Annotated in this window: 8 protein-coding genes; all 8 read right to left on the minus strand. The window is 61.8% G+C overall.

From position 1 onward, the window contains the following. Window positions 1–10,024: hemagglutinin repeat-containing protein (locus tag ACI77D_RS27955; protein ID WP_407017942.1), on the minus strand; the 10,024-nt coding region annotated here is incomplete at its 3' end. A gap of 31 nt (window positions 10,025–10,055) precedes the next feature. Next, window positions 10,056–11,780 (minus strand): ShlB/FhaC/HecB family hemolysin secretion/activation protein, encoded by a 1,725-nt coding sequence (locus tag ACI77D_RS27960; RefSeq protein ID WP_407017943.1) that lies wholly within the window; start codon window positions 11,778–11,780, stop codon window positions 10,056–10,058. A 449-nt stretch (window positions 11,781–12,229) separates the two neighbouring features. Then, window positions 12,230–12,712, minus strand: a complete 483-nt coding sequence (gene pgaD / locus ACI77D_RS27965; RefSeq protein ID WP_064450121.1) for a poly-beta-1,6-N-acetyl-D-glucosamine biosynthesis protein PgaD — start codon at window positions 12,710–12,712, stop codon at window positions 12,230–12,232. Between the two features lie 2 nt (window positions 12,713–12,714). After that, window positions 12,715–14,055, minus strand: a complete 1,341-nt coding sequence (gene pgaC, locus ACI77D_RS27970; protein WP_064450120.1) for a poly-beta-1,6-N-acetyl-D-glucosamine synthase — start codon at window positions 14,053–14,055, stop codon at window positions 12,715–12,717. 2 nt (window positions 14,056–14,057) lie between these two features. Beyond that, window positions 14,058–16,055, minus strand: coding sequence for a poly-beta-1,6-N-acetyl-D-glucosamine N-deacetylase PgaB (gene pgaB, locus ACI77D_RS27975; protein WP_262666707.1), 1,998 nt, complete (start codon window positions 16,053–16,055; stop codon window positions 14,058–14,060). A gap of 12 nt (window positions 16,056–16,067) precedes the next feature. Next, window positions 16,068–18,548, minus strand: a complete 2,481-nt coding sequence (pgaA, locus tag ACI77D_RS27980) for a poly-beta-1,6 N-acetyl-D-glucosamine export porin PgaA (protein ID WP_407017944.1) — start codon at window positions 18,546–18,548, stop codon at window positions 16,068–16,070. Between the two features lie 300 nt (window positions 18,549–18,848). Then, complete coding sequence (locus ACI77D_RS27985) at window positions 18,849–20,345, minus strand: YdgA family protein (RefSeq protein ID WP_407017945.1); 1,497 nt, start codon at window positions 20,343–20,345, stop codon at window positions 18,849–18,851. A 147-nt stretch (window positions 20,346–20,492) separates the two neighbouring features. Further along, entirely contained in the window at window positions 20,493–21,125 is a 633-nt protein-coding gene (locus tag ACI77D_RS27990; RefSeq protein WP_064450116.1) for a hypothetical protein, read from the minus strand. Window positions 21,126–21,146 lie beyond the last annotated feature (21 nt).

Here is a 21,146-nt window from a genome sequence, read left to right on the forward strand (position 1 = left end):
CTTTTGCACCACCTTTCGCAAGCCTACCCAACGCCATAGCTGCAGCAAATCGTAGAACATCTTCCTTGGAGGCGCCATTGTCCACGAGATTCAAAACGCCAGCTACATCCACCGGCGCTAAAACCGAGTCGACCACACCACTCTTAAGGGCAAGCTCATTGATTTTTTCGTCGCTTAACCCCTGTCTTCTCCACTCCGCAATTTGCCCACTGTTTTTTATTGCGTCCACATAGGGATTGCTGATCATACCCAGCGGAGTCCAATCGATTCCGGACAGGGAATAAATATCGCCATAGCCTGCAGAGTCGGTACTCAGCTGTCCTTTCTTAACGCCCTCCATCATGGCGATGGAATAGTCCGTGACCAGGACACCGAATTCTTCCTGACTCAATTTGCCGGCTTTATAGAGCTCTACAAGTGTTTCGCCAGCCTTTTTCTCCTGCTGTCGATATTCATTGCGAATACCGCGCTCACACTCACCGTTGCCAGCACACCCTGTAAACCGCTTCTGCAGTTCATCAATGCTTCCGATTCCAGCGGCTTTAAGCTTTTCATAAAGTGCCAGACTCTTTTCATCCAACCGATCAACACCGTAGGTGTTCGACAGCAGGTTGTTCTGAACAGCATTAGTCCCCGCCTGCGCACCCGTCACTGCTCCGCTCAGGTCACCGCCAGCAATCCCACCCGCCAGCCCTGCGGCCAAACCAGACAACGCTGAAACCGTCTCTCTCTGCTCCTGCGTAAGATCCGCCGTTGCCGTGCCTGGGTAGAGTTGGTGGGCGATCAACTCGCCCGTCGCAGCCCCGGCACCGCCCGCCAAAGCCGAGTTGCCCTGGGCCTGCGCTATCACTGCACCGAGTACGGCGTGCGCCATGGTGTTGAGTGCAGCGTTATCTCCGGTGGTTTTCCTGATGACTTGCGCCAAGTACGGTGCTGATGCGCCCGCAATGGCTGAACCGATATCGCCCCCAACCAGCCCTTGCAATGCCGCTGTAACCGCCTGCGCTACACGCGGATAGTCACCGCCCACGCCGTAGTCAGCCATGACTTTTTTGTAGGCATCGCTGGCAGCGATCTGCTCCTTCGTCGGCTGATCATTGCCTTTGGCGGCGAGCTCTTTGCGACCCGCTTCTTTGGCGTTGAGCTCGCCTTGTGTGTGCACAATGTCTACTGCCTGAGTACCAATATCCGCAATCAACTGCACCTGGCGCAGGCGCTTCTGCTCTTTTTCCTTATCAAAGATCGGGCTGATGCTGCCGTTGGCGTGTTCAACATCGTGGCTCAGCGTTGCAACGTCCTGCTGCTGTTTGGCAGGGTCGCGGATGTCGAGGGTACCGTTGGAAATGGCCGATGAGGTGGTGCCGCTGTCACTGTCGCCGTGATTGAATGCGATCAAGCTGCCGGAGGGCATATTGCTGATGAACGCATTGGCGCCATCGCTGCCGCTACCGCTGCTCACACTGGCGCTCTGCAACTGGCTTGTGTACTCAGCCTTGTTCTTTAAAACGCTCCATCCCAGCGTGCCGGTGCTCAGGCGGTTTTTGTCCGGCGTGGCTGTGCTGCCGATCACGCTACCATCGAGTTGCGTGTGGTTGCCTACGTCAATCTGGTAGCCGCCCTTACCGCCGAACAGGCCGGTTTGCTCCTGCACACTCTGGTATTTGGAGTCGATCTTGCTTTTACTGATGCTCAGGTTTGCACTGCCACCGGTGCCGATGATGGCGAAGCTGACGCCCCCACTCACGTCCGTCTGCTTGGACTTGTAGTTATCGGTGTCTTGCAGACTTTGCAGCGTAAGGTCGCGGCCCACAGTAGCGGTAATTTTGTCTGCGCTGACCTGCGCGCCCTTCAGGGCGGTGTCTCGGCCGCTGATCAGGCTGACCTGTTTGCCCGCATCCAGGGTTGTTTCCGTCCAGGTGGTGCCGGTGCCCTTCTCGTTACCGGTGCCTTTGTTGGCATTGGCGAAAATGCTCAGGCCGCCGCCTTCGGAACCCACGCCTAGGCTGATACCTACCGCACCACCACTGCTGCTATTTTTGCCATCAAGTTTTTGGTTATTCGCCGCAGCTTCCAGGCGAATATCGCGCTCCGCCGCCAGCCGCATCTCATTACCGGCCTGAAGCTTGCTGCCTTGAACATGGATATCACCTGCGGCCCCAGGCGTACCGTTGCCGTCCGCCACGATGGTGAGGTTGTTGCCGGCCGTCAGGCTGCTGCCCTGGCTGAGTGTCTGCTCCTGGGTCTGTTTGGAATCGGATTTTTGCGAACCCAGGGAGATGCTGATCCCCACAAATTGCGAAGCGTTAGCACCGGTCATGCCGCCATTCTGCTGCGCCGCTTGCCACGCCTGCACGCCCGTCAACCCTGCCTTCACACCCTGCAGCGCCGAGAGGCGGCCGTCGTCCTCGTTCTTGGCTTGCTTGGCGGTCTTATAAGCGGAGTCCACCGCGCTACCCACGGTGCCGGACAACGCCAGGGTCAAACCACTGGTTTTGCTCTTGGAGGTCTGCTCGCTGCGGTTGTTGTTCTCGGAAGCCAGGATGCTGACATTTTGCCCAACCAGGCTGATGTCCTTACCGGCAACCACGTCAGAGCCGCGAATGGTCAGGTCTTTGCCAGCCTGAATATCCACGCTGCCCAACACACTGCCGATGTTGCTGGCCCGGGTGGTCTCGGTGCTGCTGGTGAAGGTGTTCTGGTTGCTGCTTGAACCCAACGTCACGCCGATGCCGCCGCTGCTCATCAAGCCCGATTTTTTGGTCGAGGACGAATGGCTTTGTTCAAAGGTTTCCGTCGCCCCATCAATCACCACATTGCGACCGGCAATCAGGCTGGTGGCGTTGGTGGAAACCACGTCGCTGGCGGTAGTGCCGATGTCACGGCCAGCACGCACGACCACGGTATCAGCGCTGATGGAAGAGCCCTGCTGGCTGATCTGGTTACTGCTGTCGATGCGCGTTTTCTGGCTGCTGGACAGCAACCCTTTGCTGGTTTTGGTTTTGCGGTAATAGCTGTAGTCGCTGTCTTGCGCGGCGTTCAGCGCCAGGTCATTGCCTGCGTACAGGTAGGCTTCCTTGCTGGCACTCGCACGGCTGGCGCTGACGACGAGGTCGTTGCCGGCACTCAGGGAGAGGTTCTCACCGGCCACCAACGATGTGCCCACTTGCTGGACGTGGTCTTCCTGGCTGGTGACCTTCTTGGAATTAAACGCCGAATGCTGTTCATTCGCCGCCGACGCCAGGTTCACATTGCCCTTGGCCACCAGCGCCAGATCACGCGTGGCATTGAGCTGGCTGCCGATGGCGCTGATATCCCGCGCAGCCACCACCTGGAAGTCGCGCCCGGCTTCGATCACGGTGCCGTACTGGTTTGCGCTGCTGCTGCGCATGTAGGTGCTGACGGTGTTGGCATTGCGCTGTTCGGCGGTGGCCAGGTTCACATCGCGCCCGGCTTGAACACCCAGGTCGGCGCCGCTTTTGAAGGCGCCGCCGGTGCTGTTGACGTCGCGCCCGGCTTGCAGGGTGAGGGTGTTGGCGGCTTCGATGCGGGCGGCGTTGTCGACGAAGTCGGTGCGTTCGGTGCGGTAGCCGCTGCTGCTTTGGTGGCTGGTGACGGTGCGTTCGTTGAGCACATCGCCATTCACTGCGCTGACGCTGACGTCGCGCCCGGCGATGATGCCGCCGGCGCGGTTGGTGAGGTTGTTGCCGGCGAGCAGGTCGAGGCGGTTGCCCGCTTGCACGAGGCCGCTGTTGACCATGTTGCGCCCGGCGCTGGCCGCCAGGTTGTTGGTGGCGCGCAGGGTGCCGACGTTGTTGAGGTCGGTGCCGCTGACCAGGTTAAGGTCGCTGCCGGTGATGAGTGCGCCGTTGGGCGCCAGGCGGTTGTTGGCCTGGGCCAGGTAGAGCACGGGCACCAGCACTTGCTGGCCGGCGACGGTGGCGTTTTCCATCCACACGATGTCGTGGGTCAGGGCCGCGACTTGCTCGGCGGTGAGGCTCACGCCTACGGCCAGGTTAAGTGCCTGCTTGGTGCCGATGGCGTTGTCCATCAGGTACTTGAACATCGAGGCGTCGCTGGTCTGGCCATCAATGAAGCGCTGGCCGGTACGGGCGATGACCGCTTGCTGGATCAGGCGCTGTTCATACAGGCCGTCACCCAGGCGCTTTTGTGCCTGGTCCGGGTCGAAGCCCAGTTTGGACAGCATGTAATCAGAGCTTAAAAACTGGCTGAGGTTGGTCAGCAGCGGGTTGGTTTCGATCAGGTATTTCTGTGGGTTGGAGACGAACTGGCTGTCTGGCAGGCCTTGCACGCGGTTGATCACCACGCCGTCGGCCGAGGTGCCGCTGCCGGGTACGACCGGGCCGGTCACCGGCGTGCGGTCGACGCTGCCGCCGCCCAGGGTCCAGCCTTGCGGGCCAGTAGTGGCCGGCGCGCTGGCGCTTTCGCCACTGAGGCGGAACAGCCCGCCTTGGCCAGTAGGCAAGGTGAAGCCGGGCAGGCTCAACGGGTTGATCTGCTGTTGGGCGAGGTCTGGCGGCAGTTGCTGGTTGAGGGTGACGCGGGTGGAGTAACCGGCTGCGCCACTGGCACCGGTGGCGCCGGTAGTGGTTTTGGCGCCCGCACCGATGTAGTTGTAGCCCAGGCGCACCACGCTGTTGTCGATACCGGCTTGCGCCTTGACGTCTACCGCGCCGGCGGCCTGAATCACCGCAGCGTAACGTTGGTCGTCACTGGCGATTTTGGTGACTTTGCCGAACTGGGTGTTCTCTTTCTCCATCAGACCGACGAAGTTGGCCACGGTGGCTTCCAGGCCGCCGAGGTCATTGGGGTTGTAGCCAGCGCTTTGGTACCAGTATTTGTTGGTGAGTGCAGCGGCGGCGCTGAACCAGCCTTCCGGGTGTTTGGTGCGGGCGGAGGTAAAGAGCCGGTAGGTCTCGGTTTCGCCGGTTTCGATGCCGGTGTTGACCAGGTTGTTCAGGCGCGCGGTGAAGTTGCCACCGGCCGCAATCGAGCTGCTGCTGTTGAGCAGGTCGCCGCCCGCCAGGGTCATGTTACCGCCCGAGGTGATGCTCGAACCGGCGCTGGCGGCGGTCACTTCCAGTTTGTCGCGGGTCACCAGTTCCCACACGTAGTTGCGCGGTGTGCCACCGGCGTGGCAGTCACCGGCGTTGACGTACTCGATGCACGTGCCTAGGGTGGCGGAGGCGGTGTAGACACCTGCGTCGTTGACGGTGAGTACCGCCCGTTCATTTTTGATCGAATTGGCGGACAGGCTGAGGTTGCCGTCACTCTGGATCGTCGACGAACTGTTGAGGATGCTGCTGGCCAGGCCGCCCTTGCCATCGCGGTCGACGCTCAGGTTGCCCATGCTGTAGAGGTCGGCGTAGCTGTTGTTCAGCGCATCGACACGCAGGCTCATGTCGCCGCCGCTGAAGATCAGGCCGTGGTCATTGAGCAAGGCGCCGGTGGTGGCGACCAGTCGCTGGCCACTGCCCAGGGTCGCGTAGTTGTTGAGTGTGCCCGCGTTGACCACCAGGTCGGTAGCGGCGGTGAGGCGCCCACGGTTGTTGAGCGTGCCGGCGATGTTGGCGGTGGTGACGCCGCCGCCGGCAATGCTGGCCGTGTCGCTGAGGGTGGCTTGGGCCGCGCTGAGGTTGAGGTTGCCCAGGCTGCTGATGCGCCCGGTACTGTTCAATGCGCCGCTCAAGGTCAGGTCGAGTGTGCCGTCGCTGGCGATCAGGCCGTGGGTGGTCCAGTTGGCGCCATTGCCGATAAAGCGTCGCGCGCCGAGCAGTTGGCCGGTGGCGGTCTGGTCGAGGCTGTCGACGTTAACGGTGAGTTGCCCGGCCTGGATCACGCTGCTGTTGGTCCAGTTGCCCTGGGTGATGGTCAAGTCGCCACGGGTGACCAGGCTGCCGCCCACGTCGTTGAGGTTGGCGGGTGCAATGCCGAAATTGCCGGTGCCCACGTGCAGTACATTGCCGCCCAGGTTCTGGAAGCTGCCGGCGTTGAGGGTCAGGTCGTTGTTGGCGGTTTCCACCACACCGTTGCGGTTGTCGAACAAGCCGCCGATGGCAAATTCGGTGGTGCCCGCCGTGCCCAGCGCACGCAGGCGCCCGGTCTGGTTATCGAGGCTGGCGGCGCGCACCTTGAGGGTGGTTTCGCTTTCGATGATGCCCAGGCGGTTGTTGAGCGCCCCGCTCAGGTCCAGGTCGACTTGTTGGCCGGCAATCTGGCCGTCGTTGTCGCCGCTGTTATCAAAGTCATGCCCGACCACACGCATCAGGCCTTTGGCATAGAGCCCGCCGTTGCGGTTGTCGAAATTGCCGGTCGTGACCAGCGCGTTGCCGCCCTGCGCCGCGATGCGCCCGCCATAGTTATCCACAGCGCCGGCTTGCAGGTTGAGGCTTTGCCCCTGCATCACGCCGCCCTGGCGGTTGTTGTTGAGGTCGTAACCGTTGCGCAGCACGCCGACCACTTGGGTTTGCAGTGCGGCCTTGAGGCTGGCGAGGGTGCCGCCACGGTTGTCGAGGCTGGCTGCGTTGACACTCAGGTCGCCCGCCTGGGCGATCAGTTTGCCGCTCTGGTTATCCAGCGTGTCGGCCACGTCGACGCTCATGCCGCCCTGGCTTTGCACGGTGCCTTTGCCATTGTCCACGCGGTTGGCCGTGAGGTTGAGGTCGGCGTTCTGGCTGTAGATCAAGCCATCGTTGCCGTTCTGCACCAGGCCGCTGGCGGTGAGGCTCAAGCGGTCGTTGGCGGCCAGCGTGCCACGGTTGCGGTTGTCCAGGCCGCCGGTCAGCAGGGTCAACAAACCTTGGCTGGCGATCTGGCCGCCCTGGTTGTTGATCTGCGCCGCGCGGCTGATCAGCAGCGGGCCGCCGCTGGCCAACTTGCCATTGGTGTTGGTCAGCGTCGCCAACAGGTCGAGGCTGGTGGCGGTGCCGCCGCTGATGCTGCCGGCGCTGTTGTCCAGGTTTTGCGCATTCAGGGTCAAGGCTGCGCCGCTGTCGATCACGCCGCCTTGGGCGTTGTTCAGCAAACCGCCCACGGTGAGGCGCTGGCCCGATGCGCTGGAGAGAACGCCTTTGTTGCTGTTGTCCAATTCGCCGGCGCTGACGTACAGCGCCTTTTGACTGACCAGTGCACCGCCCGCGCTGTTGAGCAGGCTGGCGGTCAGCGTGGCATTGAGGTCGCCGTAACGGCTCGACAAGGTGCCGCTGTTGCGGTTGTCGAGGTTCGCGCCGCTGACGGTCAGGCCCTGCCAGCCGGACATCAGGCCGTTCTGGTTGATCAGGTTTTGAGCATTGAGCACCAGCAGGTTATTGCTGATCAGCTTGCCGTTGCTGTTGTTCAACGTGCGACCGCTGAGGTTCAGGGTTTGCGCGCTGGAGAGTTCGCCGCCCTGGTTGCTGAGGTCGCGCAGGTGGTTGATGGTCAGGTTGCCGGCGGTGGTGATCAGGCCACCGGTGTTGTTCAGGTCGCCAGTGGCAGTGCCGAAGTCCAGGGCAATCGCGCTGCCCAGCAGTGAGCCGTTCTGGTTGTCCAGCTCGGCGCTGTTGAGCGTCAAGGCGTTGCTCGCGTTGAGCAGGCCCTGGTCGCGGTTGGCGAGGCGGCCAGCCACGTTGAGTACGGTGTCGCCACGGCTGGTGAGCGTGCCACCGCTGTTGTCGAGGTCGGTGGCCTGCGCATCGACCGAGGCGGCGGCAATCATGCCTTTGACGTTGGCCAGGGCCTGGCCGATGCGCAGGGTCAGCGCGGCGTTGCTCAGCAATTTGCCGCGGCTGTTGTCGAGGTTGTCGGCGGTGAGTGTGAACGCCTGGTTGCTGGAAATCTCGCCGCCCTGGTTATGCACGTTCTTGAGGTTGTTGAGCATCAACAGCGGTGCGTTGATCAGGCCGTTCTGGTTGTTGAACTCGCCCCGGTTGAGGTCCAGGGTCAGGGCCTCGGCGCTGGTGATCTGGCCGCCTTGCTGGTTGTTCAGGTCGGCGGTGCCGAGGGACAGGGCCTGGCGCGCGCTCAGGGTGCCGTTCTGGCTATTGTCGACGCTGGCGGCGTTGAGGATCAGGCTGCTGTCGGTGACCAGGCGCCCGCCTCGGTTGTCCAGCGCGCCAAGGGTGCTGAGGGTCAGCGGGCCGGCGCTGGACAGCGTACCGGCGTTGTTGGCCAGGGTGCGCGCCGAGATGCTCAGCAGCCCTTCGCTGCTGATCAGGCCCTGGTTGCGGTTGAGCAACTGATCGATATTCAGGGCTGCGCCGCCACCGGCAACCACCAGCCCGCCATCGCTGTTATCCAGTTGTGTAGCCGTGACCAGCACGCCCGAACGGCTGGACAGCTCGCCGTTGCGGTTGTCGATGCTGACGAGATTGGCCTGCACACCGCCGATACCGGCGACCAAGCCTTTCTGGCGGTTGTCGAGGCTGTTACCGGCCACGTTGACGACGCCCTGGCTGGTGACCAGGCCGCCCTGGTTGTTGAGGCTGCCGACGTTGAGGCTCAAGGCCTTGCCCGCCGTGATCAGGCCCGCAACGTTGTCGAGGGTGGCGACCGTCAGCGCTGCGGTGTCGAGGCTTGAGACTTCACCGCCCTGGTTGTGCAATTCACCGACCACCGCCGTCAGCGGCCCGTCGCTGGTGACCAGCCCACCTTGGGTGTTCTGCAGGCGATCTGCGGTAATAGCCAAGCCATTATTGCTGAGGATGCGACCTTTGTTCTGGTTGTCGACCGAGGCGGCGGTTATCTGGGTGCGCTGTTTGGCGCCCAGTGTGCCGCCTTGGTTATTCAGGGCTTGGGCATCCACGCTCAACGTGCGGCTGGCGATGACACTCGCGCCGGTGTTGTTGACGGCCTTGCCGCGCAGGCTCACATCGCCTGCTGCGTTGCGGGTGTTATCGGTGTTGACGCCGGCTTCGATGATGTCGCCGTTGGTCAAGGTGCCACCGGCGGACAGCGCAATGCGGTCACGGGCGGCCAGGCTTTGGCGGTTGGTGAGATCGCCCTGGGTGTTCACGTTCAGGGCTGTACCGGCATATACCGGCCCTTTGGCGTCCAGGCTTGCGGCGTTGACGTTGACCGCACCGCTGGCGGCAGCTTGCGCCATGCTCAAATGCCCATTGGCATCGAGCTGGATATCGCCGCCACTGGCCGCCAGCGTGCCGTCGAGCTTCACGCCCACACCGGCTTCGGTGCCCACCAGCTTGATCGCGCCGGCGTACATGCCGCCCAGCGCGGTGGAGTCGATGGCCAGCTCGGGTTTGGTGCTGCCGTCGTCGGCGCGCGGGGTGGCGTTGAGGGTTTTTGCATCAACGTCGTTGCGCCCGGCGATCACCGCCAGTTCACGGGCGTTGATCTGTGCGTTGATCTTGGCGGTACGGGTGATGATTTCGAAGCGATCGACGTTGCTGGCATTCAAGCCTTCGCCGTCGATGGTCACGGCGCCGCCGTCAACCTGGTAGCGCTGCAACTGGCCGCTCGCGTCGAGCACCGGTTTACCGGTGGTCAGGGTCACGTTGGGGGTGTTGATAAAGCCGCAGCCGCTGCACGTAATGCCGTACGGGTTGGCGACGATGACTTTGGCCGACTGGCCCGCCACTTCGGTATAACCGCGCAACTGGCTCGGGCTGCCGCCGTTGACTTCGTTGAGGATGACGCTGGCGGCGCCGCCCTTGAGGTTCGGGTTGCCGACGATGTAGCCGCCGAGCTGGGTGTTCTGCACCGCGCCGGTGGCGTTGTTGAGGATCACGCCGTTGGGGCCGACGTTGTAGTCCTTGAACTGGTTGTGGGACAAGCCACTGCCATTGGGCGCGGCGATGTTCACCACCGGCACGCCGTTGCCAGCCTGGCCGACGCTAGTGGCCGGGTTGCTCACCACAATGCCTTCGGCCTGGGCCAGCAACGGCTGCCAGAACAGCGCGTTGACCAGGATCAGCACCAGGCCGCGCTTGGGCAGGCCGAAGAACGCGTCGCGGCGCTTCAGGGCAGCAGAAGGTTGGCGGGCCAAAAAGGCAAAGTGGCGAACATCCATGGTCAAATTCTCGTTGCAGCTGGGCGTTGAATTACAGGAAGAAATCCATGCGGAAGTAGATCGGCGCTTCGCGCTCCGTCACGACTCCCGGTCTTTCTAACGAGTGGGCAAACGTCACGCTGGTGCTGACGTATTTGCCACGGGCGAACAGTTCCACGGAGTTGCTCGAGACGCGGCCGTGGTTGTCGCCGTTGTAACGGTCGTTGCGGATCACGCCCTGGTCGTAACCGAGGCTGGTGCCGTATTCGGCGAAGGCCGGGCGTAGCCATTCCAGGGTGACCGGGCGGGCCCAGCGCACTTCATTGCGCCAGTAGCCACCGCTGTCGCCGGACAGCTGCTGATCCTTGAAACCGCGTACCGACGACGAGCCGCCAAGGCTGATGCGTTGCGGCGAGAACAGCACGTCTTCACTGCGTTGCCCGGTGGCCAGGCTGGTGAAGCTGAACGACTCGCCCCACAGACGAAACGGCTGCAAATAGCTGACGGTGGCGGTGTATTTGCGGTAATCCGGGGTGGGCGTGAGGTTGCCGTACTGATCGCGATGCTGGTCGTCGCGCTGGGCGTCAAAGGCGCCGATGCCGTTCTGCACACCCAGGTCGACGTTGACGAAAGCACTGCCGATGCGCCGGCCGTGGTTGATGCCAAACTGTAGTTCGCTGATGCGATTACTGCTGACTTCGAGGTGGGCGTCGTTGACGTAGTTGTTGGTGCGCAGGTGAGCCACACCCACGTTGACCGAGGTCTTGCTGACGTCATCGCGGTGGATCACGCGTTCGGCGCGCAGTTGGTGGTTCTGGTTGTCGCCCGACTGTTTGAACTTGAAGGTGTCGGTATGGCCGAGGGCGCGGTAATCGCTCTCGCTGTAGGTGTACGTGAAGTTCCACCAGCCCCACGGCACGTTGTAGTAGAGCATGGTGTTTTTCGAGGTTTTCTGGTGGTCGCTGATGGCGTCGTGGCCGCCGCGCAGCACCAGTTGGTCGGCCAGGCCGAGCGGGCTGTCCCACTCCAGGCCCGCGCCCCATTGCTGTTCGCCGGTGCTGCGTTGCCCGTCGTTATTGCGCGACAGGCTGGCGCGCCAAGGCTTCTGTGGGGTGTTCTTGACCACCACGTCGCTGCCGCCAACCTGGCTGCCGGGGGTCAGTTCCATTTGCGCTTGCTTGGACGGCAGGCGGTTGAGCTGGTCCACCAGTTGCTCGACTTCACGCAGGTTCAGCGCCTCACCAACCTTGCCGGGAAACGCCATGGCCAGTTCGCGGTCGGTCACGGTGCTGCCTTCGGCGCTGCGCAACGCTTCGAGTTTGCCCTCGACCACCAGCACTTGCAGGTGGCCGCTGCCGAGGTCTTGTTGTGGCAAATAGGCGCGGCTGGTGACGCGACCTTTGGCGATGTAATAGTCGGTGATGACCTTGAGCAGTTCATTGAGCTGCGAGACGCCCAGGCATTGGCCGACATAGGGTTTGAGCAAGAGCGTACGGTCGCCGGCGGGCAGGCTTTCGGCGCCTTTGAGTTCGATGTCTTTGATCGGGAAGCAACGGGTGTCGGCAGGCGTGGCCGGTGCCTGGGGCTTGGCCTCTTTGCCGGGCAAGTCCTGCAGTTCTTGCAGGCGACGGCTTTGCTCTTCGAGCAGACGGTTTTGCCGGTCGCGGATCAAGTCCTGATCCCCTGGCGTGGGAGCGGCCGTGGCAGTGTTCAGGCTCAAGCAGGTGAGCAGGAAAGTGCACAGCAAATACCGAGTCCGTGGCAATAACAAAGACATGTTCGATCCATCGAAAATCAAGGGGCGGCAAACTAACATCGAACTCGCGCTAGCCCAAGAAACTGGGGCAGTTGCACATTCGCCAACATTAGTTAGGCAACACTTTGATTAATAACAATAAAGAATTATCAAAAAGAGCTTGAGCCTGTCGTTGAAACTTTTTATTCCGACAAGCGGCAACTGTTTTGATAGTCATTCGGCAAAGAAGTGACAAGCGGCCATTATTTAGCCATCAACTGCTTTCCGAGTTAGCTTAGTGCGGGGGAATACAAAAAAGTTCGCGGGAGTTTTGTGAATTGGATCCCATTTATCGGAATTCCAAGCGACGCCGGTGGAATGTGGGAGCTGGCTTGCCTGCGATGGCGGCGTGTCAGGTATTTAGTGGTTGTTGGCCCACCGCTATCGCAGGCAAGCCAGCTCCCACATGGGTCTTGGGTGCTTTGGAATTTCTAGCCCGCGCCTTTGTCTTTTTCTGCGCCGGGCACCAGGCTCAGGCCCGGGCGCTCCACGTCGCGCGAAACATGGGCCTTCACGTCCTCCACACCGCCGTCTTCGTCATTGTGGATCACCAGCACACCCGGCTTGCGAAACTGCTCCAGGTGGCCGTCGCCCAGGTTGAAACTTTCACTCAGGCTCTTGTCGCTGAGCGCATTCGCCTCGGCGCGACGCTGGGCGAACTTGCGCCCGCGACGTTGTTGATAGCGCGCCCAACTGATCAGAATCAACGCATTGAACAAGGCGATCCACAGGTAGATCTGCAAGGTGTTGAGCGCGGCAAAAATCGGCGCTTCGATGCGTGGGCCGCCATGGGTTTCCAGCATCGCAGTAATCCCGCGCGCCAACAGCCAAACCAGCCCGCCCCACGCCAATAGCGTGAGCAGCACATCGATGATCCACATCAGGGTGTTCTGGCGAGTTCTGACCAGTTTCATGATCACGCCTCCTCTTCACTGGGTTTGATGCCGCGATCCGGGCTGACCCAACGCGCACGCTTCTGATGCTGGTTAAACAGCACCTTGGGAAAGCTGACCAGGGTGGTGAGCAAGCTGATCAGCCAGAACACCATCGGGTACCACACGGTCCAGAACAGGCTTTTCCACAGGTCTTTCTCATAGCGCCGGTCGATCAGGATGCTCACCGCAAACTGCAGCAGGCAGACCATCGCCAGCACCAGGCCGGTAAAGGCCGGTGGCACCAGGGAGTCGACGGCGATCGCCTGTGGCAGCACCACGAATTTGCCCACGCCCCAGAAAATCACCGAGAGCAGGAAGGTGAAGGCCCAACCGGTGGACAGGCAGTATTCGAACAGCAGCGGCCACAGGTAGCGATGGCGCCATTGCCAGATGCCACGGATGTTCTTGAACAGCACCTCGGCACCGCCCTGGGCCCAGCGCAGGCGTTGCTTCCACAGGCCGCCGACGGTTTCGGGCATCAGGATCCAGCACAGGGCGCGGGGCTCGTAGAAGATCGCCCAGTGGTCGAGTTGCAGCTTCCAACTGACATCGATGTCCTCGGTGATCATGTCGGTGCTCCAGTAGTCGATGCGGTCCAGGGCTTTCTTGCGAAACGCCACCACCACACCGGACACCGTGAAGATCCGGCCGAACACGCGCTGGGTACGCTTGATCAAACCGATGATCGAAGAGAACTCGCCCACCTGCACCCGGCCGATCAAGGTTGAGCGCGTGCGGATGCGTGGGTTGCCGGTCACGGCGCCCAGGCGCGGGTTGTCGAGCATCGGCGCGACCATATACGCCGCCGCGTTTTTATCGAGCAAGGCATCGCCGTCGATGCACACCAGGTACTCACTGCGCGCGGCCACGGCGCCCATGCGCAGGGCCACCGCCTTGCCCTGGTTCTGCGCGAGGTGTAGCACCCGCAGGCGTGGGTGTTGCAAGGCCAGGGCGTCGAGCACCGCGGCGGTGTTGTCCTTGGAGCCGTCGTTGACGGCGATGACTTCGATATTCGGGTATAGCTGGTTCAGGGCCGCATGAATGGTGTCGGCGGCGTTATCGCCCTCGTTGTAGCAAGGGATGATGATCGAGATCAGCGGGTTGCCGGCCAGGGTTGGCGCCGGCGTGTCTTCCTTCCACGGCCAGTGACGCTCCCAGTGCAGCCAGAAATACAGGCCGCCGGCGATCCACAGTGCCGACATGAACAACGGGTAGAAAAACACGAAGTCCATCAGGAACTGCCCGGTGACCAGGAAAATCAGGCCAAGGGGCACGCCCAATACCAACGCCAACACGAATAAAGCCAGGATTCTGTCGAACATGGTCAAGGGTTCCATTGGTTGGAAAGGGCCGGACGTACTGTCTTCAGGTCCGGTGAGTTTTCCAGGAAGTTATCCGGGTAGTAGCCAAAGCTCCTGACCCCCTGGCGTTTGAGCACCCCCATCCATTCAGCCATCTGCGCGCCGCTGATATCGGGCGCCTCTTTGGTCCGCCAGTCTTTCGCTTGCAATTCGAACACGGTGCGCTGCAAGGCGTCGGGACGTGCCTTGACCGTGGCCACCAGCTTTTCCAGCCAGGCATTGGAGTTCTTCAGCGTCTCGCCTTCCATCAGCGGCATGGCCATCGGCGCGGTCCAGTCGTAGGTCTGGAGGAAGTCATCGAGGTTCTGCGCGAACCAGGCTTCGCTGCCAGGGTTGAGCATCGGCTCGGCGAAGATGTTGCGCGCGGTCTGCACCTGCGGCCCGCGAATGGCGCGGACTTTACCGGCCAGCTCCTGGGTGAAGTCGATCAGGTAGCGGCTCTTGAAGCGCGTCCAGCGCTGCATCACGGCCGGGTCGGCGCGCAATGCGCCAATGCTGCTCGGCAGGCCGTTGGCGGCATAGGCTTTGAGCGCGGCCGGGCTGGCGTCTTCGAAGTCCGAGAAGAGTGCGTCGTCGTGGAACAGCACGCCATCGATGGCGGTGTTGCGCGCCAGGTCTTCGTAGATCTCGCCGATCTGCTGGCGCACCTTGGGATCAAACGGTGACAGGCGCTTGTACTGGTCGGGGTCGATGCCGACCTGGCCGGTCTGCGGGTCCCAACGGGTAACGCGTGGCAACGCCGGGTCGAGGGCAAAGCTCAGCACCGGCATCCAGGCGAAGATGTTCACGTGGCCACGGGTGCGCAGTTGCCAGGTCACGCGGTTGAACAGGTCGCGGCGCACCGGCAGGTGGCGGTTGGGGAAGTACAGCGAGTGCACCAGGCCATCGCCCTTGGGGTCGGCGAAGGCTTGCAGGAACACGGTGCTGGCGCCCATGTCGACTACGCGCTGGATCAACTGGTCGAGGTTGCGCGCCTCTTGGGCCGGGTCGGGGTCATAGACATTATCCAGGTCGACGTGCAGCACGCGCATCGAGGTCTTGGCCTGGGTGCCGACAATCGCATTGGCGTAGTGCTCGCCATCCGGGTCGGATGCCACCAGGAAACGCGGGCTGCTCTTGAGGTTGGCGAGGTCGTCGAGGCCATCGTCCAGAGTCAGGGCCATCTGGTAGCCCTGTTCACCCACCACGGCCAACGAAGTGCCATCGGCCGCGCCGTAAGGCCACACCCACACGCGCGGAGCCTTGCCGGTAACGGCCCGCAGTTTGTTGGAAATGGCGGTTACGTCGGCGCGCATCCGCGCCTGGAACTGCGCTTCGGTTTCGTATTTGCCGGTGGCGGCATCGTATCGACGTGTCGCGGCGGCCGGCTCCAGGTTGCCCTGCGGGTTGGCCAGAATGCCCATGTGGCTGGCGTCGGTATGGGCGGCGATTTCCACCAGGTTCGATTTGGAAACTTCGCGCACTTGCTCCCAGGTCAGGAAGTCGGAACGGGCGCGCGGCGTGCCGGCAAAATCCACCGGTTTGTTCAAGGGCGTGTCGATCCAATACCCGACCGGCGCCAGGATTACTGGCCAGTTATAGGCGCGCAAAATCGGCATCACACGGGTATAGAAGCTTGAGTAACCATCGTCGAAGCTGAGCATGATGGCTTTGGGCGGCAGCTCACGCCCACCACTGCGTGCCGCCAGGATCTGGTCGACACTGACCGCCTGGTAACCGTTTTCGCGCAGCCAGGCCAACTGGTCGATCAAACGCTCGGTGCGCACCGCCACCACGGCCTGATCAGGGTCGCGATCTTCGACGTCGTGGTAGGCGATGCCCAGGAAGTGGTTTTTCGGCCACGGCGCTTCGCGTGCCGGTATCGGCCGCTCGGCGGGGGGAGTATAGGGCGCGGGTTGCTGGGCGCAGGCACCGGCCAGCAATACACCCAGGACCAACAAGCAACGGCTGAGGACAGTCATGGTCAGGCTCTTTTAGAAACGGTAAATGAGGTCGACGAGCAGGCGCAGATCGCGTTCGCGAACGCCGTCGTAAGGTCGGCTGATCAGGCTCAGGTTGGCGCCGGCTTCGAGTACGTCGTTCCAGCGAACGCGTTGGCCGTAGCCGATCAAACCAACGCCACCGGTGGAATAATCCCGCTGGCTGTACGTACCTGCACCGACCTGGAACTGCTGACTCCACTGGGTCTCGTAGCGGTGATAGAGCACATGGTTGACCGTGACGGTGGGCAACACGCTGAAGTCCGATTTCGGGTTGAAATACACCACGTCTTCCTTCGAGTTGCGGCTGGCGCCGACCTCCAGGCCCAAGTCCACTTGCACGTGCGGCGAGCTGTAGATGCCCTCGCGCCCGGTCAGCAACGCTTCGAGCCGGTTGTTGCCGTCGCTGAAACGGGACGGGCTGAGGGACAGTTTCCATTCGCGGCTTTCATTCGCACGCCAGCGGATAAACCCGCTGCCGCCGTTGGCCGTGACATCGGCATTCAAGGCCCGCAGCGGCGTGCTGGCCAGGAGGTAGCCGAGGCTGCCGCCGTACTGCCAGTTGTCGTTGATATCGCGGGCAATCGACACGCTTGCGCCTTGTTTGGAGCCATAGCCGTAGGAGTGGTTGGAGACTTCGGCTTGCAGGGTCATGTCGCGGGTACGCTGCTCCACGCCGACGCGCTGCCAGCGGTGCTGGCCGGTACCTTCGGTAAAGTCGGCGGTGGCATAACCGGCTCCGGCGAAGACGCGCCAGTCTTCGTCGATGGGCGGGCTGTAGAGCACGCTTTCGATGCCCCAATCACGGCTACCGGCGACCGCGCCGACGTCGCCGTTATTGCCCCCGCCATAGCTTTTACCGGTGTAGGCCTCAACGCGCAGTTCAGCCATGTCGTGCACATCGCGCAGACGGCTGAGGCGCTGCACCTGGCGGCTGTCCGGGTTACGGGCCAGCACGTCATCGGTCAGCGCGTCCATTTGGCGCCATTCCTGAAGGTCCATGGCGGTGTAGGCCTGGGACACTTCCAGGCCGATATCACGCGGGACCTGGGTTTCGGTTTCCTTGAGGGCGCCTTCGGCCCGGCGTGGCCAATCACGGGCGCGGTACATGTCAGCCTGGGCCAGGCGCAGGCCGACGTTACCCGGGGCTTTTTGCACCAGTGCCTCAAGGCCGGTTTCACTGCCCGGCAGGTCACCTCCGTAGGTGCCGGCCTGGGCCGCCAGCTGTTGCGCGTCCATCCAACTGTCGTTGGGGTTGCCGATGGGCAAGCCCTTGAGTTCGACGCGAGGTTTCTGAGTGGTGGCCAGGCTGTTGGCGACGTCGCGCGCTTCCATCACTTTGTCGCTTTCGAGCAGGGCGTAGAACAACGCAGTGCTGTCTTCAACGTGATCGCCAGGGTCGGCATCCGGCGCAGTCAGCACACTGCGATACAACGGCTCGGCTTTTTCCGGCTGGCGCTGGTCGAGGTAAGACGCGGCGACCCAACGCACGGCGTAGGTCGGCAATTGCACGCCTTCACCAGTGAGGGTTTCGTACTCGCGTATCACATCGGCGGTGCGTGCCCGCGCCTTGAGGGCGCCCAGGCGGTCGATGCGCCAGCGCACCACGTCGTCATGGGCGCTGGCGTCCGGGGTCCAGCGCGCGAGCAGTGTGTCGTAATCATTGAGGGCGCGGTCGGCGACCACGTAGCGTTCTTTTTCGGTACGCGTGGCGAACTCGGCCATGCGCACACGCTCGGCGGCGAGGTCGCCTTCCAGGCGGCGCTGGGTGACCGCGTCCAGCACGCCCGGATGTTTGGCCGACAGGCGCAGAGCGGGCTCCGGCAAGCGAGCCTTTTGCAGGGCGACGATGTATTCGCGGACCACTTCGGGCTTATCACCGGCGCGGATGAAGGCTTGGTCGAATTCGAACAGCGCGTCGTAGTTCAAGCCCGCGCGCGTCAGTGCATAGCCCAGAGCCATGCGGCGGTTCGGATCATCGGGTTGCGCCGCCACCAGCGCGCGCAAGCGTTGCACCGCCTCGGTAGCTTGGCCACCGTCGGCCTGGGTCAGGGCCTGGCCCAGTTGCAGGTCGATATTTTTCGGTTCACGCAGCAATGCCTGCTGATAAACCGCCAAGGCCTGCGGCCACTGCTTTTGATTGCGATACGTGCGCGCGACCGTGGCAAGGGCTTGGGTGGTGAGGTTACGATTTTTGCCCTGAGCCTCGTACACCTTGAGCACTTCGGTGTCTTGACCTGCCCAACCGGCAATCACCAGGTGATCACTGATCTGGCCGGGTGTCTGGCGTTCGGCAGGCAGTTGGCGCAATTGGGTAAGGGCGGGCGTGAAGTTGCCGTTACGCGCCTGGATGATCAGGGCATCGTAGGCCGGATCGGCCAACGCGAGGCTGGGCATCAGCAGTTGGCTGCACAAGGCGGCCCCGATGAGCAGTCGCAACCGGCCTGAAGCACTGATGGGTAGGTTTCGCAGCATATCGTGAGCTTCCTTACACAAGGAAAGCTGTAACGATAGGTGGTCCTGAGCAAAACGCATCAGGGTGCCGACGTCTAGTGACCCGGCCTAGCTTTCCTGTAGGAACTATCCCTTAGGAACGTAGGCAGAAGGCCAATTCAGAACAATTGTTCAGAATTGCAGGGCCTGCCGGAAATATGAATGTGGGGGCGGACTTGCCCGCGACGATAAGGTGTCAACCGGCATCAACGCCGGTCGTTTGACCCCTGTCGCGAGCCCTTCCGCCCCCACATTATTTATTTCTTACTGATGTAAGAAATCTTACTGCGCGCCGCTGACCGCACCCATTTTGGCCATGACAAAACCAATGAATTGCTCAACGGTCATCTTCTGGCCGTTGAACATCACTTCATTGTTGGCGTAGTGCAGTTTGGAGACCACGTCGGTGCCCACCAGGGTCGCCAGTTGCGTGCCGACCGCCATGCCGCTGACCATGTCGGCAGCCATCTGCGATTGCTGCTCGATGGCTTTAGGGTCGGTCACACCGCCCACTTCGGCTTGTAGGGCGGCAACATCGCCAACCATTGGCTTGGACAGGGTCAGGTTGGCGTCCAGCATGGCGATGACTTGTTTGCCCAGCTCAACCGGCGGCAGTTCCATGGACGCAGGCTTGGTCAGGTCCAGCACCAGGCTGAATTTGCTTTCGCCATGGGTGGTTTTCAGCGACAGGTTTTCCACCGCCAGTTGCGGCTTGGCGGCCAGCACCTGGTTGACGTTCGCCTCTGCCAGGGTCTGCTCGGCTTCGGTCAGTTGCAGCTCAGGCACGGGCTGGCCGGCAGCGGCAGCGGCTTGCACCGGTTGCATCTTGTCCTGGTAAAGCTTGGTCAGCACCAGCATCGCCGGGATGTCGACGTTCTTCATGCTCAAGGCCATGGCCGCCGAGCCGACAGGTTTGCCCTGGTAACCGATTTCGTCGATTTTGTAGTCGACGCGGCCGGCCAGGTTGTTGTCCTTGGTCTGGCTGGTGTCTTTTTGCTCGAAGCCCTTGAGGGTCAGCACCGCTTTCTGCGGGCCGAAGGTGACCTTAGTGTCGGTCAGCTCAACGGTGTTTTGCCCGGTGTAAAAACCGAAAGTGGATTTTTCCAGCTTACTGGCCACGGTCAGGCCAGCCAGTTCGGCTTCAAACGGCGCACCGTTGGCATCGATTGCGGTGACCTTAAGGCTGTTCATGTAGCCGTCGGCCTTGACCTTCTGGCCCTCGGCAGTGCTATCGAAGTCCAGGTTGGCGCCGGAGAAACTCACCGAGGACTTGTCGTCCTTGAACTCCAGAGGCAGCAACTCGACGTTGCCGTTGACCGAACGGTTGTAGCCGATATTGGCCACGCCTTTGAGCGGCGACACGTCTTTGCTGGCGGCGAACCACTTTTCGGTGGTGGCGTTTTTTTCCAGCGCGTAGTGACTGGTGGCCATGACCGGCAACCATTTCAGCGACACCAGGCGGGAAAACGGCAGCGGGCCGTGTTCGATATGGTCGACAAACAGCAGCTCAGGGTTCGGATTTTCTTCGCCGAAGACGCTGCCTTGGCCCTTGAGACGGTAATGGGCGGTGCTGCTGAACAGGCCACGATCCAGGGAGACCAGCTCCAGGTTCACGGTGCCATCGACGCCGGCCATGGAGGTTTGCAGTTCCTTGTTGGCGTTCTGGATCGCGGTTTGCAGCACCGGCTCCAGCTGCTTACCGGTGTACCAGGCGCCGCCTGCACTGACGACGCCGACGGCGACAACAAAACCCAAAAGAACAACTGCTGGCTTATTCATGAAGTGACCTGATCAAATCCTGTGAGAAGTGGGCTGTCTTCCTTGAACCCCGAGGGGGTTGGCTCAAGCCCGCCGAAACGGGGGGAAGATTAGCACTGGCGGCCGCGAACGGCCCAGCTTTTCAGAGGGGTCAGGTCAGTAGTTGGTTCACGAGTACTCCAATTCGACTTCATCGAGTTGGTGATCGAAACTCTTCAAACGGGCGGTCCAGGTGTACACCAACACCTCAAACTCGCGGTGTATGACGGCATTGCCGGGGGTGTCGGCCTTGGGGTCGCAGAAGTCCAACTGGTAACGTTCGCGGGCCATGGCGTTGGCCACATCGGACAATTCCCGTGCGTTATTCAGCCAATGCCTACCATCAGCGACCTGCTGATCGAGCAGCACGCATTGTTTTTTCAGGGCTTCGAGGCTTTTTTCCAGGGGGGTGCCGGTCAGTTCGCCCATGACCTCCTGGAAAGTACGGCCGGGCTGCCAATAGCTGCCCCAGAAATAACGGTCGAACACGGTTTCAACGCGGCGTAGCGCAACCTTGGTGTCCCAGATCGCCACACGGGTCTTGCCTTGCTCAAGCAGCTTCTTCTTCACCCGTTGATTTTGATAAGACGCCCACGCCACCACACCAATGGACAACGTGCCGATCACCAGGCAGGCACTGTCGAGAAAGACCATGGCCTTGTCGATTTGGTGGGCGAGCATGACGCCGTAGAAATAGGCGGCCGATAACAGCACCAGTGCGAAGAACACGCACCAAAAAGCGGGAGCATAAGGGTTTTTCATTATTGGAATCCCCATGAGCAA

This window comes from Pseudomonas sp. O39, from assembly GCF_045447295.1.
Classification (GTDB): domain Bacteria; phylum Pseudomonadota; class Gammaproteobacteria; order Pseudomonadales; family Pseudomonadaceae; genus Aquipseudomonas; species Aquipseudomonas antarctica_A.

Excerpts from the sequence above, each read along its gene's own strand:
- ACI77D_RS27960 (WP_407017943.1), bottom strand. The coding sequence starts at position 11,780 with ATGTCTTTGTTATTGCCACGGACTCGGTATTTGCTGTGCACTTTCCTG.
- pgaD (WP_064450121.1), bottom strand. The coding sequence starts at position 12,712 with ATGAAACTGGTCAGAACTCGCCAGAACACCCTGATGTGGATCATCGAT.
- pgaC (WP_064450120.1), bottom strand. The coding sequence starts at position 14,055 with ATGTTCGACAGAATCCTGGCTTTATTCGTGTTGGCGTTGGTATTGGGC.
- pgaB (WP_262666707.1), bottom strand. The coding sequence starts at position 16,055 with ATGACTGTCCTCAGCCGTTGCTTGTTGGTCCTGGGTGTATTGCTGGCC.
- pgaA (WP_407017944.1), bottom strand. The coding sequence starts at position 18,548 with ATGCTGCGAAACCTACCCATCAGTGCTTCAGGCCGGTTGCGACTGCTC.
- ACI77D_RS27985 (WP_407017945.1), bottom strand. The coding sequence starts at position 20,345 with ATGAATAAGCCAGCAGTTGTTCTTTTGGGTTTTGTTGTCGCCGTCGGC.
- ACI77D_RS27990 (WP_064450116.1), bottom strand. The coding sequence starts at position 21,125 with ATGAAAAACCCTTATGCTCCCGCTTTTTGGTGCGTGTTCTTCGCACTG.